The organism is Moraxella sp. CTOTU47915, from assembly GCF_031986685.1.
Lineage (GTDB): Bacteria > Pseudomonadota > Gammaproteobacteria > Pseudomonadales > Moraxellaceae > Faucicola > Faucicola tetraodonis.
In genome coordinates, this window is the sequence record NZ_DAMAAE010000012.1 from 37,900 (window position 1) to 52,398 (window position 14,499).

Consider the following 14,499-nt stretch of genomic DNA (forward strand, 5'->3'; position numbering starts at 1 on the left):
TTATTTAACCTTTATGGTTGAATGGGTCAATGAATCATTTGACTGAGTTTTCTTGAACTGAGTTTTCTTGAACTGAATTTTCTTTAACTGAGTTTAGAGTTAATTTAATTGGGACAAAAGTTGCTCAAAATCAGAGCGTTTGACTGCACCGTTTTGTCTTGCTACCAGTTGACCGTTTTGGTAAAACAACAATACAGGCGGACCGAACACGGCTAGTTTTTTATAGATTGCTTGGCTATCCGGCGTATTGTCAGTCACATCGAGTTTGACAACTTGCCAGCTGGCTAAACTTTGCGGCGGGTTGGCAAAAAGTGTTTTATCCATAATACGACATTCAATGCACCACTCTGCGGTGACATCGACGACTAGCTTTGGATATTGCGAAAGCAAGGGCTCAAGCTGTGACAGTTTGGTGATTGTAATCGTTTGAGTGGTCTTCGTTGCCGTGAATGCCGATTGCTCTGAGGTATTCAACAGCTTGTTAAGCGGCTGCCAACTATCTTGACTACCTGAGGCAGTGCCTATCACCAGACACGCTGACCAGATGCATGCTAGCAATGCTAGTGCTTGAGTGAGTAGTTGACCTTTTTTGCTTTGCCAGCGCCACAGCCATAAGCCAATCACAGCAAACCAAAGCGCCCATAGCATCAGCATCCAGCTTGATAGCCATATACGCTCTATCATCAATAAAGCGACGCCAAATAACAGCAAACCAAAGCTGGTTTTGACCCAGTTCATCCACTCGCCTGCTTTTGGCATAAAATTACCTTGAGTGGCGCCCAGTAAAATGAGCGGCGTGGATAGCCCAAGCCCCAATAAAAACAATGCGGCAAACCCCATCACAGGATCACCCAGTGCTGCCACACCTGCCAACGCGCCTGCAAGGGGTGCCGACACACAAGGGGAGACAACCAGCGCAGAGAACAAGCCCGTCAAATAACTACCACTTAAGCTACCCAGTCGATTTGCCCCAATTTGGCTGATTTTTTGGAACTTAACACGAAGCGCATGCGGCAGTTGCCAGCGAATGACATCCAACATGTACAGTCCAAGCACGATAAATAGCCCTGCAAAAATTAGCAAAATAACAGGGTTTTGTAGCCAGTTTAATATACCCAAAGATTGCCCAAATAACGCAATCACTGCGCCCAAAATGCCATAACTGGTGGCAACACCCAAACCATAACTGCCCGTGAGTAATAACCCTTTTTTGGCAGATGGACGATGTTGACGGGCAACGATATTGGCTACAATCGGCAGCATGGGTAGCACACAAGGGGTAAAAGCTAACCCCAATCCCGCTAAAAACAACAGCAATAACGCAACACCGCTATGCTTGGTCAATCCAAAAATATCTTGATTGCTAGCGCTAGCTGTCAAACTCGTTGCCGCCGCCGATGCAGCCGCGGGTTTAGTCATGACAGTTGTTTGGACAGGTTGAGACGATGCCATAGATACGACAGGGGCGGATGCCGTTAACTGCGCTGTGGTTAAGACATCGGTGGCTGAAGCATCGGTCACTGGGGTCAATGCGACTTGCTGCCCCGCTGCGGCTGTACTGCCACCGGAAATCGCTGGTTTGGCAGACGGTGGGCTAGTTGCCTCATCGACGGTTTTAGCAGGGGTCAAGCTAGCAGATTGCTGAGTCGTTGTCGGGGCGGCATCGCTGGTCGTCGCCACAGTATTGGTGACTTTTGCTTGGGCGGTTTTTGACGACATTGCGTCTGATTTTTTTGCGCCATTTTTGGTGGAAGCGGCCAATTGGGTGATGACAAATTTGGTCTTTTCAGGGGGATAGCAAAGTCCTACTTTGGCACAGCCCTGCCATTTGACCGTAGCAGGTTGTGAGGTGATTGCCTTATCCGCGCTCAAGGTGGTTGTGGCAGTAAAGGGGTGTTCAAACACAGGCACCCGACCAAAATCTGGGTCATCCACATAGGTCGGTGCTGCACTAAATTGTAGCGGCGTCGCTGTTACCCCGTCAGGCAATTGTAAGGTTAATTTATCCCGATACGCATAATAGCCTGCTTTGACATCCACATGAATGGTCACTACTTGCCCTTTTTGCTCCGTGTAGACTTTAAAAGCCTCATGCACCGGTAGCGGCTTGTCTTTGGCGCTCAAGCTGGGATTGTCACTGCCGCCAAAAACCTCGCTTAAACTAATCGCTTGGGCGCTTGGCATAGTAAGGCTAGTGACAGCCAGTAGCGTGCCAAGCAAAGAGACATGACGACTCACGGTTCGAAAACAAAACAAGGCCGTAGGCATAGGGGATATATTTTTCAAAGACAACTTCTCATATGTTTTAAATTCACAGGTTTTAAATTTATACGTTTCAGATTTATACGTTTCAGACTTTATACGTTTTAAGCCACGTAATTATACTATGACGGCTAATTTTAGCCAATCCCCGCCCAAAAACCTAGCAAAAAAAATCAGAGTGCGTGACTCTGATTTCGTTAACCCAGTAACAGCACTAAACTATAGCTTAGCAAAAATGTCTGCGTCTTGTCCTTCGCCGCCTTCTTTGCCATCAGCCCCCAATGAGAATAAATCATAGGTTCTGCCTTCGGTACCTGGGATAACGTATTGTAGCTCATTATCCCAGCCATCTTTCGGGAAACCGCCTTTAATATACCCGCCCTCTGGCCAGTTTTTGGCGCCTTGTGGTGGCTTGTTTAAGGCTTCTAATCCTTCTTGGGTGGTGGGATAGCGACCATTGTCCACTTTAAACATATCAATGGCATTTGAGGTGTTGGATAAAGCCGTTTCGGTGGTTTTGACGCGGGCTTTGTCACTTTGACCCACCACTTTGGGTACCACCAGACCGGCCAAAATTGCCAAAATGACAATCACTACCATGACTTCAATTAAGGTAAAACCTGCTTGACGATTTTTTGATACATGAGCACAACACATACGAATTTCCATTTTTTAGATTTTTAGCGCTTTTGATAAGGTGTTAGGATTTTACACGGCTTTTTTGACAATTTGCATACCGATTTGGTTAATTTTGTCGGATTATTTAGCCATTAATTATTTGGCGGTTTTAGGGTTTAGCCTGCCAAATCATTCATATTGATAATCGGCAGCATCACTGCCATCACAATGGTCATGACAATCACGCCCATCAGCACCAACATCAGCGGCTCAAGTAGCGACAATAGCGTGCTAATCATATTGGTGGCTTCATTTTGCTGCATCGCTGCTGCACGCGTCAGCATGTCTTCAAGCTCGCCTGAGTTCTCGCCGCTTTTAATCATCTGTACCATCATCGGCGGAAAATAATTACTGCGCTCAAGCTGGCTTGATAGGCTTGCGCCTTCGGTGACTTTTTCTGTGGCGTTCACGATGGTATGTTTGATATGGGTATTGGTGGTGACTGCCGCGCCGATGGCTAGTGCTTCCACCAATGGCACCCCTGAGCGTACCAAAATCGCTAACGTACTGGCAAAACGTGAGGCATTCAGATTTCGCGATAATTTACCAAACACCGGCAACCGCAAGATAAATTGGTCAAAAGTGGCTTTGCCTGCCGCCGTTTTAATAAACTTCACAAATAAAAAAACCGCACCGATTAGCCCGCCCAATATCATCCACCACCATTGGGTTAAGAGATTAGACAGTGCCAACACCACTTGGGTAATCCAGGGCAGCGCTTGCTCGGATTGTTCAAACACTTTGACAATTTTTGGCACGACAAAGCTCATCAAGCCCACCACCACTGCCACTGCCATCATTAGCAAAATTATCGGATACACCATCGCGCCTTGTACCTTTTTTTGCATGGCAAAACGATTTTCGGTGTAATCGGCTAACTGGTTTAAAATCAAATCCAAATGCCCTGAGCGCTCACCTGCGGCAATGGTGGCGATATAAATCGCTGGAAAATTACCAGAGTCTTGTAGCGCGCTCGCTAGGCTATAGCCTTCCAATACTTTGGCACGCACCCCATGCATCAACGCTTTGACATGCGGTTTCTCGCTTTGTTTGGCAATCGCTTGCAACGCTTGTTCAATCGGTATCGACGCTGCCAGCAACACCGACAATTGGCGGGTAATTAATGCCAAATCATACGCACCCACCCCTTTTTGCCACAATCGGTTGCGATTGACATCGGTTTTTTGTACAGGTGAGACTTCGACAGGCAGTAAATTTTTATCACGCAATTGTTGGCGGATTAGCCTAGCAGAATCGGCTTCAAGAATACCTTGGTGTGACTTGCCTTGGGTATCCATGGCTTTGTACTGAAATGCGGGCATGTGAGTTCCCAACGGGTAAGATTAGCGTTATTTTAAAGGCTTAATAGGCTGAAATAAAGACTCGTTTTCATTGCAATCATATTGTACCAACACCGATAGCTCATCGCGCAAGTCTTGTTTGTTAAAGCTATTGACCTCAGTAATCAGCATTTTCTCGATTCGTTTGTCAACGGCGTATTCACTGATTTGCGCACAATAGATGGCTAATTGATACACTTGCGCTTTGAGCGACTCATCGAGTGATTGCAATAGTCTCACCAATTCTGCCACATTGATGACTTGGTAAGGGTAATTGGGAATCGCCGCCTCTTTTAATGGGGTGACTGAATAGTTGACACCGAGATGGGCAAAATAATAACAACTAAATAAATAACCTAAAATATGCCCGACAAAATAACCCCGGTCATTGTGATAGCATGCCACGCCCAAAAACTGAATCACGGTCGCCGCCAAACTATGCTCAAGACCGCGAAATTCAGCGGATGATGGCAGCAAGCCTACGGTCGGCAGGTTCATTAAATTTTTGTTTTGGCTGACAAGCTGCCAACCAATCGGTCGCTGCGGCGGTAAATGATGGCTAATGGACATCACCAAATCATCGACGATATGTAAATTATTGAACAAATGCTGCAGTTGCATCAGCCCAACATTATCACGCATGTTTAAATATTTGGCGACTTGCAGTTTTTTAGTTTCAATAAACTGGGATTTTTTACTGGAGATATAAAATAACAGTTGGTGGGGTTGGGAGTGCTCAAAATACTGGGTCACCGCATTTTCTTGTGCATGAAACACGGCGGTGTATTGACTGGTAACATCCATTGGGTTAACACCACGATGGTCTATCGCAGGGTGTTCTGGATTGGGCTTGATGTGCAAGCCATGTGCTTCGACAGGTTGACCTTTGGTAGTTGAAGTTTCCATGTTGGCAATCGCAGCTGATAAAATATGGGACAGTGCTTGTCACTATATCATACCCCTGTCGACATAACCTAACAGATATTGCTATGAAAATAGACTGGTCATTCTTAGTTGCCATAAAACTCGCTCTAAGACATAAAGCTTGCTATAAAAGTGGCAATAACCACAAAACCGCAGCAAACCTGCTTTTTTGTGGTTAATTAGGGTTGTCCACTACAGACTTACTCCTCGCTCAAGCTGTCAGCAAAATGCACATCATCGGTTCGAAACGACTGGCGATATTTTCGTGGTGACATTTTATAGACGCGTTTGAATGCTTGGCTAAAGGTACTATCGGAGGCATAACCAACTAACTCACTGATACGGCTAATGCTATTTTCTTGTAGTCGTAAATAACGCGCGGCAAGACGAAGTCGATAGTCGGTTAAATAAGTTAACGGCGGCACCCCCACCACCTCACGAAAATGTTCGGCAAAACTACTGCGTGACATCCCGGCGACTTCAGCTAACTTATGAATGGTCCAATTGGTCTCAGGTCGATCATGCATGACTGCCAACGCCTTGGCAAGGTAAGGGTCTTTCACAGCTTTTAGCCAATTATCTGTCGCTTCGGGCAAATCCTCGATATAGTTGCGTACACACTCAATCATCAAAATACTGGCGATACGATTGATAATGGTCATTTTGCCAAGTCGGTTCTGCTCAGACTCTAATGCCAAAAATTTGACCCCCAAATCAAGCATAATCATTTTTTGCTCATCGTTTGATTCGCTTTCTGGCAAAATTTCTGGTAAAGCGCTGAGTAACGGGCGCGTAATTTCTCGATCGTAATGGCACACAATTGCGACCATTTCGGTTGTTTGCGCTGGTTCATCACCTTGGCTAGAAATCGCAGGGTTACCCAAGTTGATAGTTTCAACAGTCTGGTTGCTTAATAACGGGGCAATGTCAATTGATGGGATATCCGATTGCCCCACACCACAAACAAGGTGTTTTTTGCCGCCTGGCACCATGACCACATCGCGCGCGTGTGCGTTGCGATATACATCATCGACCTTAATACTGATCCCACCTGTGGTAATCAAATAAAACACGATACAATCTTTTTTATCTAACTCAAACGACCACTCCCCAGTGGCGTGTATATAGTGATACTGAGTTTGATACAAATGTATATCTTCAAGCAACATACTGAGTGCATCCATTAATTTTTCCTAAGTTATTAACACGGCAATTTAAAAAAAATGCAACATAAACTACAAACTAGCTAACTTACAAGTCAAACTTTGGTAATTGGACTTGAGATAAAAATTTAAAGACGTATACATAAACCGTCATCCTCGTTATCAGCAATCATATCATCTTTTACAGGCGCTGCTAGTTAAGTTTGAGTCTGTAGGTCTGCTAAAATCCAGTATCACCGCCCGAAAAAATGCTTTATTTTTCAACGATTTCAAAGGTAGTGGCATAACAGGTAATAATAATTAGTGGACACTTGTTATGGGTTATACACTAGCGGTAGGATATTTGGGTGTTTAAGCAAATAAATAAGTAAAGAAATAGCTAAGCAACTAAACCTAATCAGCCAAATCAGCCATTTGGCTTTTTTTTGATTTTGATTTATTATCATGCTTTATTATCAATGGCTTAACTATAATCTATAACCATTACATCATCGCTATGAATCTATGAATTCTCATCACTTGCGTAAACAGTTACGTCAACAACGTCTACGCTTATCCAGGCGCCACCGTAATCGCGTCGCTTATCAAGCACGACGAAGTTTAAATCGACTACAACATCCTGCTTTAACTGGCAAAAACGTCAAGATCGGGATTTTTGCAGATGCCTTTGGGGAGATGCCTACCCAACCGCTGATGGATTGGGCAAGACAGCGCGGTTATCGTATTTATTTACCTGTCGTCACTGGCAAACATCAGCCGCTGGTATTTATCCAATTTAGCCAAAAAACTTGGCGACAATCTCGCCTACCCAAACACCCACTGGGTATGCGCCAACCTGAGAAAGGAAAAATGCTTAACGTAGCGGCGCTTGATGTATTGTTTATGCCGCTAGTGGCAGCGGATAAAATTGGCAATCGTATGGGGATGGGTGGCGGTTACTATGACCGCACCTTAGCCAAAGTTAAAAGCAAACCGCTTAAAATTGGCTGGGCTTATGATTTTCAATTGGTTGAAAAATTAAATGCTAATCCTTGGGATATCAGGCTTGATGCCTTAATCACGCCTAGTAAACTATGGTTATTTAGACGCTATTTGGTGGAACTCTCCCATGCAAAAAAATGATAACTCCCTGTTTCAACATGTGGTGATGACCTCACCTGCCATAACCGACAATGACGCTGATATTGAGATTAATATTGATAGCGATACCGATACTACCCAAGTCCATCAACCCTTATACGCATCAAGCGGTGAGTTAAGCGATGCAGAAATTGCCAGTGTCATGAATCCCGATAGATTAACGCAACTTTTAACCCAAGCTGATGCCTTTACCCGAGTGAATTCTGAAGACTTGGACGACTTCTAGATATATAAATTAGACACGCATAAATTAGAGACGTATCAATTAGCCTAAAAAAATTAGATAAATATACATCACTATCACAGTGACATTAGGCTAAGTCTAGGATTGCGGTGGTTATTTTCAGCCCTCTTTTACTATTTTATCGCCCTTGGCTGGTCGTTTTTTCCCCCTTTGTGTGACCAGCCTTGCAATTTTTTGCATTGACGCCATTTATATTTTTAAGTCTATCAGCAAGCCATCATTTGCTCACAAATGGTCAGTTGCTTGCTGTGTTATTTAAGGGGACATAGTATATGCAAGATGATGTTTTAATGACAAATCCAGAATCATCTGAATCGCAAGAATTCACGACGCTACCACTGTTAGCTTTACGTGATGTGGTGGTGTATCCACAAATGCAAATTGCTTTATTTGTGGGTCGCGCACCCTCAGTCAAAGCAGTCGAGCTTGCGCAAAACGAATTTGACAATAAAGTATTGGTGGTGGCACAAAAAGACTCACTATCTGAAGACATTGATGCCAGCAATCTATTTGAATATGGTACGGTGTGCCGTGTCGTCAATACCATGCCACATGAAAATGACGAAAATTGCATCAAAGTGCTGATTGAAGGTCTGTACCGTGCCAAATTGGTCGACATCCAAGACAGCGCTGAGGAAGAAGCGGTATTACTGGCCGATTTTGAAAAAGCGCCTATCACCGTCAATATGACCGCTAAAACGCAAAAATCGCACAAAGAAGCGTTAGTTGCTTTGTTTAGCAAATATGCGGAAAATCGCCTACGTAACTCACGCGAGTTGATTCGTGTGGCTGAGCGCATCACCCAACTTGAAGAGTTGGTATATTTCATTGCGACGCGTGTCTCACTCAATTTATCGATTAAACAAAACTTTTTGGAAGTCGATGATTTGACTGCGCATATCAAAGAGTTGTCAGACTATTTGATTCAGCAAAGTGCCGAGCACAATATCGAGCAAGAATTACAAGAAGCGGTACGTCGCCAGATGGAAAACAACCAGCGTGAGTATTTCTTAAATGAAAAAATGAAAGCGATAAAATCTGAGCTTTCTGACCTTCATGAAGAACGCGGTGAAAATTATGAAGATGATGACATTGCTGAGCTAGAAAAACGTTTAGCGGAAGCTGATTTGCCAGAAGCGGTGCGTAAAAAAGCAGAAAATGAGTTTCGTAAACTCAAAACCATGCCAGCTGCCTCTTCTGAATCATCAGTCGTGCGCAACTATGTAGAGTGGATTTTAGATACCCCTTGGAACAAAACCAGTGATGTCTCAATCGACCTTAACAAAGCCCATGACGTGCTTGACACTGACCATTATGGTTTACAAGACGTGAAAGACCGCATCTTGGAGTTCTTGGCAGTGCAATCTCGCGTGGATACCTTAAAAGGTCCGATTCTTTGCTTAGTAGGTCCGCCTGGGGTGGGTAAAACTTCTTTAGGTGAATCTATTGCCCGTGCGACAGGTCGTGAGTTTATCCGTATGGCATTGGGCGGCGTGCGAGATGAAGCTGAAATCCGTGGGCACCGACGTACCTATATCGGCGCTATGCCAGGTAAAATCGTACAATCACTTTCAAAAGTGGGCGTAAAAAATCCGCTATTTTTACTCGATGAAATCGATAAAATGGCGCAAGACTTTCGTGGTGACCCTGCTTCAGCGTTGCTTGAAGTGTTAGACCCATCGCAGAATCATAGCTTTAACGATCACTACTTGGATATGGATTTAGACTTATCACAAGTGATGTTTATCTGTACCGCCAATAGTATGGATATTCCGCCTGCCCTACTTGACCGTATGGAAGTGATTCGTCTGCCAGGTTACACCGAAGATGAAAAAATCAGCATCGCGGATAAATACTTAGTACCAAAAGCGATTCAACAAAATGGCTTAAGTGATACTGAAATTGATATCACCGATGAGGCAATCAAAGCGATCGTACAGCGTTATACCCGTGAAGCAGGTGTGCGTAACCTTGAACGTGAAATCAACAAAATCGCCCGCAAAGTGGTGAAACAAAATGTTGAATCATCGGGCAAAGACAAAGCGGAAGATAAAACCGCGGCACACAAATTAACGGTCGATAGTTCAAATGTCGCTGATTACTTGGGTGTGTACCAATTCGATTATGGCTTGGCGGAGCAAGAACCTGAAGTCGGTCGTGTCACAGGTTTGGCTTGGACACAAGTCGGTGGTGAGCTATTGACCATTGAAGCGGTTGCGGTGCAAGGTAAAGGTGAACTAAGTTTTACAGGTTCACTGGGTGATGTGATGAAAGAGTCAATTCGTGCGGCGATGACGGTAGTTCGCGCCCGTGCTGATAGCTTAGGCGTCAGCTATGATAAGCTCAAAGGCACAGATATCCATGTGCATATGCCAGAAGGTGCGACCCCCAAAGACGGTCCATCCGCCGGTATTGCGTTAACGCTTGCGTTAGCCTCTGCGATGACAGGTATTGCCATTCGCCCCGATATTGCGATGACAGGCGAAGTTACTTTGCGTGGCAAAGTGCTGCGTATCGGTGGCTTGAAAGAAAAACTGCTTGCAGCGCATCGTGGCGGTATCAAACACGTGTTGATTCCAAAATCCAATGAGCGTGACTTGATTGATATTCCTGACAATGTCAAACAGGGCTTAAGCATCCAGCCAGTAGAAACGATTGATGAAGTATTTAAAGCCGCATTGGTATCACAGCCAGTGGCGTTAAAACCCAATCAATTGCCAGTCGATGCCAGTGACATTAGTTTAAAAAGCTAGTATAAAGAGCTAAGCTGTCACTGAAGTAAAAACTGAAATTAAATAATAATGAAGTAAAAAAAAGCTGAGATTGATTCTCAGCTTTTTTTATGCCGGCAAAATTATTCAACCGATTTTTCTCGTGGCAAATCACCTTCTTGAGAAGCTGATGCCATGTCTTTATCCAACTCATAGAAGTTTTGGTTATCTGCCTTATCTTTTGATGCCAAGGCAAATTTATCACGTAGGTTATTGATTAACGCCTCTTCTTCGATTTGTTCTTTGACAAACCATTGTAAGAAATTAAACGTTGCCCAATCGCGCTCTGCCATGGCTTGGTCCACAAGTGCATAGATTTTTTTTGAATTTTCTAACTCATGTTGCCAAACGTCTTCGATACAGGTTTCAAGACTGACAGGGTTATCACGCGGTGCGGGAATCGCTTCAATTTTAGCTTCGCCACCACGCTCATTGATGTAAGCTAAAAATTTGAACATATGGTTACGTTCTTCAGCCGAATGCTTGTAGAAAAAATCTGCAATACCTTGGTAATTGTTCACTTCCGCCCAGCTGCCTAGCGCAATATATGCCTGTGCTTGTGTGGCTTCTTCCATCATTTGCTTGTTTAGCGCTTGTTCCATTGCGTCTGAAATACGTTTATCGTTTGACATGTTATTTTCCTCGGATGATTTTTTTGTGGCTAATTTTATAAGATGGCTAATCTTGACTAGACAACGTTATCGCCTGATTGGCTACCAAGATTGGCTATATAATTGTTAAGGATAAAACAGAGCATTATCAATACTATTGCCGTTAGTTACCGTTAATTGCATTGGTAATGACGCTCACAGTATAGATAAAAAGCGGGCAATAAACAGGATTTTTTACTCAATTTAGCTGAAAGATACACAAGCCTTTAACATAAAAACACCGGGTAAAACGTGCAAGGTTATGCTGAGTTTTCTCTCGCTATTCAATCGCTTTGTTTTGCGTTGCCAACCAACTAAACACACAATTAATCGCCATCAAAACCGTTAAAAACCCCATCGATAGCGTCCAAGTATAACTCAAGTCTTTAAGCCAACCTGTCACAATAGGACCAGTTATGGCGATGCTATAACCCACGGTTTGTGCCATCCCTGAAAGTTCAGCGGCTTGCTGACTATCCTTTGATTTTAAGGTAAAAATCATCATACATAAGGTAAAAATCACCCCACATCCAAAGCCTGATGCGATACTCCAAACCCATACCCAGCCTTGCAGGGGCAGAAACCCAAAACCAAATACGCCTACCAAGTTTCCCACTGCGGCAAGCAACGCTAACGTGCGTAAATTCCACTGACTAGAGACCCATTTGGTCAACAGTAAAATCGAAGGAAAAGCCACCAATTGAAACACCATGCCCACGTTGCCTGCTTGCGCTTTGCTCAGCCCTTTATCAATGAGTAACGAGGGTAAAAAACTGGCGAGCGTATAATAAAGTAGTGATTGCAAACCCATAAACGCACTAATCCACCACGCCATCGGGATTTTCCAGACTGATTTTCGGCTTGGTTGTCCTACTTCGGCAACCGCTTGATTAATGACTTGAGCATCATGGCTGCTAATTTTTTGCCGTAACCGCAAATGAGCAACCATTAGCCAAGCTGCTACCGCTGCCACAGAGACCCAGCCCCATACCCCCAGTGCAAATTGCCAGTTGGACAAGCTAACAAGCCACATCGCAATGCCTGACGCAAAGCCAGCAAACACCGACAAAAACATCGAATAGCTTCCCATCACAAGCCCAATTTGATTGGGAGTGTATTTCTTGATGACGGCAGGGATTAATACATTGCCGAGTGAAATCGCCAACGATAGCAGCACCGTGCCCGCTAGCAAAAACCCTAATTGCGGATGCGCCACTCGCACAAAAATACCGATGGCAAGCAAACTGGTTGCCAAAATCATGGTGTTTTCTAAGCCAATCCGCCGTGACAACATAGGCGCAATAAACGAACTCGATGCAAATGCCATGACAGGAATCGTACCAATCAAACCAATGGTTTTGGTCGTTAACCCCAAATCTTGCTGAACCAGTTTTGCTACCGCACCAAACCCAATAATGGGCGCGCGCATATTGATAGCGAGCAGTAAAATGGCAATGACTACCGTGATAATTAATGCCTTGGTCGGGGCAGTCGCTACCGAAATCTGAGACGCGTTAGCAGCAGGGTGAATATTCGACTCGCTCGATTGCGACGCTGAGAATTTCATACATCTTCCAAAATTTTAACTAGGTAATCTATTAGCACGGGTGATTTAGTAAGCTTATTTTCATGGGCTTAATTTAACGGGCTTGATTAAAAAGGTTATCTTTTAACACATTCGTCAAGCCAGCGCACGGTTTATTCACATAACGGCTAAAAATTCACTGTCTATCAGCCTTGCTCAACCGTTAGCCCAAATTTTATAATATCAGTGGACTACGATGGATAAATTTTCAACCAATTTATGCTACTATGTATTGTTTGTGCCAGCCTTTGGCGCATTGGTTTGGTAAATTGATTTGGTAAATTGATTTGGTAAATTGACTTAGCAAATTGACTGACCACATTGATTTAACACATTGATTATCTTGTAAGGATTTGTCATGGTGGATACGCTTACTTCAAACGCAGATGCAACACCCGAAATTAACACTCGACTGTGGAGCACCTTGATTCGCAACCTAACGCCCTACACACCGGGTGAACAGCCCAAGCATGACAATCTGTGTAAGCTTAATACCAATGAAAACCCTTTTCCCCCCTCTCCCAAAGTCGCTGAAGCCATCGCACAAGTTTTGCTCAATCAAGCCGATCATTTAAAGCGCTACCCCGCCCCAGAATCTGACGAACTACGTGCGGTAATGGCACAAGTTTATCAGGTAGCCCCCAATCAAATTTTTGTCGGTAATGGCTCTGATGAAGTTTTGGCGCATATTTTTGCTTGTTTTTTTGTCAAAGACCGTTCGGTATTAACCCCTGATATTGGTTATAGTTTTTATCCTGTGTATGCCGATACTTTCCACGTGGATTTGGTGACCATTGCGCTCAAAGCCGATTTTAGCATTGATGTCGATGACTATCGCCGCCCTTGCAGTGGCATTATTATTGCCAACCCGAATGCGCCAACTGGGGTACTTTTGCCGCTGGCGGATATTGAAAAACTTCTACAAGAACATCGCAATGCGGTCATTGTGATTGATGAAGCGTATATTGATTTTGCAGACACACCCAATGCCTCTGCGGTCAGTTTGATTGATAAATATGATAACTTAGTGGTGACCCAAACCTTTTCAAAGTCTCGCTCATTAGCAGGGCTGCGTGTCGGCATGGCGTTTGCCAATCACTCACTCATTGAAGCATTAAATCGCTATAAAAATAGTTTTAACAGCTATCCCCTAGATCGCCTTGCCCAAGCAGGCGCAGTTGCCAGCTTGCAAGATAACGACTATTTTGTTGCCTGCAACCAAAAAGTCATCGCACTACGCCATGATGTCACTCAAGCTTTGACCCAATTAGGCTTTACTGTCTTACCTTCACAAGCCAACTTTGTGTTTGCCAAACCACCTGCTTCAATGGGAGAAACCATACAGGTATTTGAGAAACTGCGGGCGCAAGGGGTGATTGTTCGTCATTTTAACAAACCAAAAATTAGCAGTTATTTGCGTATTACCATCGGTACGGCAGAACAAAACCAACGCTTACTAGATACCTTAACAAATCTGGTTTGACCGTCATGAGTGACCCTAGCATGCAGTTTTTTATCAAATGCCAAAATATCGAAACAGGCGAGGTGGTGACTTATCGCTTCGCTCGTCAAGCACAGTTATTGGCATTTAGCCAGCAACTGGGTCGCAAAAAATTGGCGATTGTGGATACCCATATCGCCTTTTATGATATCGAGCCAGTGTTTAATCCATTTGAGGACGAAAGCGTGCCCATCAATGCAGGCGAACTCAATACCGCACTTGATGGCAGGTTGTTGTAACT

At 44.1% G+C, this 14,499-nt stretch carries 12 protein-coding genes; 5 read left to right on the plus strand and 7 right to left on the minus strand.

Annotation, left to right across the window (positions count from 1 at the left end):
* Positions 1-99: 99 nt before the first annotated feature.
* The 5 genes from RTL34_RS09635 to RTL34_RS09655 all read right to left on the minus strand — a co-directional run bounded on the left by RTL34_RS09635 (position 100) and on the right by RTL34_RS09655 (position 6,388).
* Positions 100-2,268 (minus strand): cytochrome c biogenesis protein CcdA, encoded by a 2,169-nt coding sequence (locus RTL34_RS09635; protein WP_472796837.1) that lies wholly within the window; start codon positions 2,266-2,268, stop codon positions 100-102.
* A 213-nt stretch (positions 2,269-2,481) separates the two neighbouring features.
* Positions 2,482-2,931, minus strand: a complete 450-nt coding sequence (gene gspG / locus RTL34_RS09640) for a type II secretion system major pseudopilin GspG (protein ID WP_203172166.1) — start codon at positions 2,929-2,931, stop codon at positions 2,482-2,484.
* A gap of 125 nt (positions 2,932-3,056) precedes the next feature.
* A complete protein-coding gene (gspF, locus tag RTL34_RS09645; protein ID WP_312116530.1) occupies positions 3,057-4,262 on the minus strand; it encodes a type II secretion system inner membrane protein GspF in 1,206 nt (401 codons plus the stop codon).
* Between the two features lie 27 nt (positions 4,263-4,289).
* Positions 4,290-5,186, minus strand: a complete 897-nt coding sequence (locus RTL34_RS09650) for a hypothetical protein (protein ID WP_312116532.1) — start codon at positions 5,184-5,186, stop codon at positions 4,290-4,292.
* A 218-nt stretch (positions 5,187-5,404) separates the two neighbouring features.
* The gene (locus RTL34_RS09655) at positions 5,405-6,388 is read right to left on the minus strand and encodes an AraC family transcriptional regulator (protein ID WP_312116534.1); all 984 of its coding nucleotides are present in this window, start codon (positions 6,386-6,388) and stop codon (positions 5,405-5,407) included.
* A gap of 483 nt (positions 6,389-6,871) precedes the next feature.
* On the opposite strand from RTL34_RS09655, the gene RTL34_RS09660 reads away from it, so the two are divergent.
* From RTL34_RS09660 to lon, 3 genes are all read left to right on the plus strand, one after another.
* Positions 6,872-7,489, plus strand: a complete 618-nt coding sequence (locus RTL34_RS09660; RefSeq protein ID WP_312116536.1) for a 5-formyltetrahydrofolate cyclo-ligase — start codon at positions 6,872-6,874, stop codon at positions 7,487-7,489.
* Positions 7,476-7,733, plus strand: a complete 258-nt coding sequence (locus RTL34_RS09665) for a hypothetical protein (protein ID WP_312116538.1) — start codon at positions 7,476-7,478, stop codon at positions 7,731-7,733. Before RTL34_RS09660 ends, RTL34_RS09665 begins: the two co-directional genes overlap by 14 nt.
* Positions 7,734-8,023: 290 nt before the next feature.
* On the plus strand, positions 8,024-10,504 hold the full coding sequence (gene lon / locus RTL34_RS09670) for an endopeptidase La (RefSeq protein ID WP_409455456.1): 2,481 nt from the start codon (positions 8,024-8,026) through the stop codon (positions 10,502-10,504).
* A 101-nt stretch (positions 10,505-10,605) separates the two neighbouring features.
* Here the strand turns inward: lon and RTL34_RS09675 are convergent, their stop codons facing one another.
* Positions 10,606-11,154: a ferritin gene (locus tag RTL34_RS09675; RefSeq protein WP_309593422.1), complete on the minus strand. Its 549-nt coding sequence runs from the start codon at positions 11,152-11,154 to the stop codon at positions 10,606-10,608.
* 298 nt (positions 11,155-11,452) lie between these two features.
* A complete protein-coding gene (locus RTL34_RS09680; protein ID WP_099834295.1) occupies positions 11,453-12,739 on the minus strand; it encodes an MFS transporter in 1,287 nt (428 codons plus the stop codon).
* A gap of 376 nt (positions 12,740-13,115) precedes the next feature.
* On the opposite strand from RTL34_RS09680, the gene hisC reads away from it, so the two are divergent.
* Both hisC and RTL34_RS09690 read left to right on the plus strand, forming a co-directional pair.
* On the plus strand, positions 13,116-14,240 hold the full coding sequence (hisC, locus tag RTL34_RS09685) for a histidinol-phosphate transaminase (protein WP_312116543.1): 1,125 nt from the start codon (positions 13,116-13,118) through the stop codon (positions 14,238-14,240).
* Between the two features lie 5 nt (positions 14,241-14,245).
* Positions 14,246-14,497 carry a hypothetical protein gene (locus RTL34_RS09690; RefSeq protein WP_312116545.1) on the plus strand — a complete coding sequence of 84 codons (252 nt, stop codon included), beginning with the start codon at positions 14,246-14,248 and terminating at the stop codon, positions 14,495-14,497.
* Positions 14,498-14,499 lie beyond the last annotated feature (2 nt).

Bases quoted from the DNA above. Each gene is read 5' to 3' on its own strand.
- RTL34_RS09655 (WP_312116534.1), bottom strand. From the start codon at position 6,388: ATGGATGCACTCAGTATGTTGCTTGAAGATATACATTTGTATCAAACT.
- gspF (WP_312116530.1), bottom strand. From the start codon at position 4,262: ATGCCCGCATTTCAGTACAAAGCCATGGATACCCAAGGCAAGTCACAC.
- lon (WP_409455456.1), top strand. From the start codon at position 8,024: ATGCAAGATGATGTTTTAATGACAAATCCAGAATCATCTGAATCGCAA.
- gspG (WP_203172166.1), bottom strand. From the start codon at position 2,931: ATGGAAATTCGTATGTGTTGTGCTCATGTATCAAAAAATCGTCAAGCA.
- RTL34_RS09665 (WP_312116538.1), top strand. From the start codon at position 7,476: ATGCAAAAAAATGATAACTCCCTGTTTCAACATGTGGTGATGACCTCA.
- RTL34_RS09650 (WP_312116532.1), bottom strand. From the start codon at position 5,186: ATGGAAACTTCAACTACCAAAGGTCAACCTGTCGAAGCACATGGCTTG.
- RTL34_RS09635 (WP_472796837.1), bottom strand. From the start codon at position 2,268: ATGCCTACGGCCTTGTTTTGTTTTCGAACCGTGAGTCGTCATGTCTCT.
- hisC (WP_312116543.1), top strand. From the start codon at position 13,116: ATGGTGGATACGCTTACTTCAAACGCAGATGCAACACCCGAAATTAAC.
- RTL34_RS09680 (WP_099834295.1), bottom strand. From the start codon at position 12,739: ATGAAATTCTCAGCGTCGCAATCGAGCGAGTCGAATATTCACCCTGCT.
- RTL34_RS09660 (WP_312116536.1), top strand. From the start codon at position 6,872: ATGAATTCTCATCACTTGCGTAAACAGTTACGTCAACAACGTCTACGC.
- RTL34_RS09675 (WP_309593422.1), bottom strand. From the start codon at position 11,154: ATGTCAAACGATAAACGTATTTCAGACGCAATGGAACAAGCGCTAAAC.
- RTL34_RS09690 (WP_312116545.1), top strand. From the start codon at position 14,246: ATGAGTGACCCTAGCATGCAGTTTTTTATCAAATGCCAAAATATCGAA.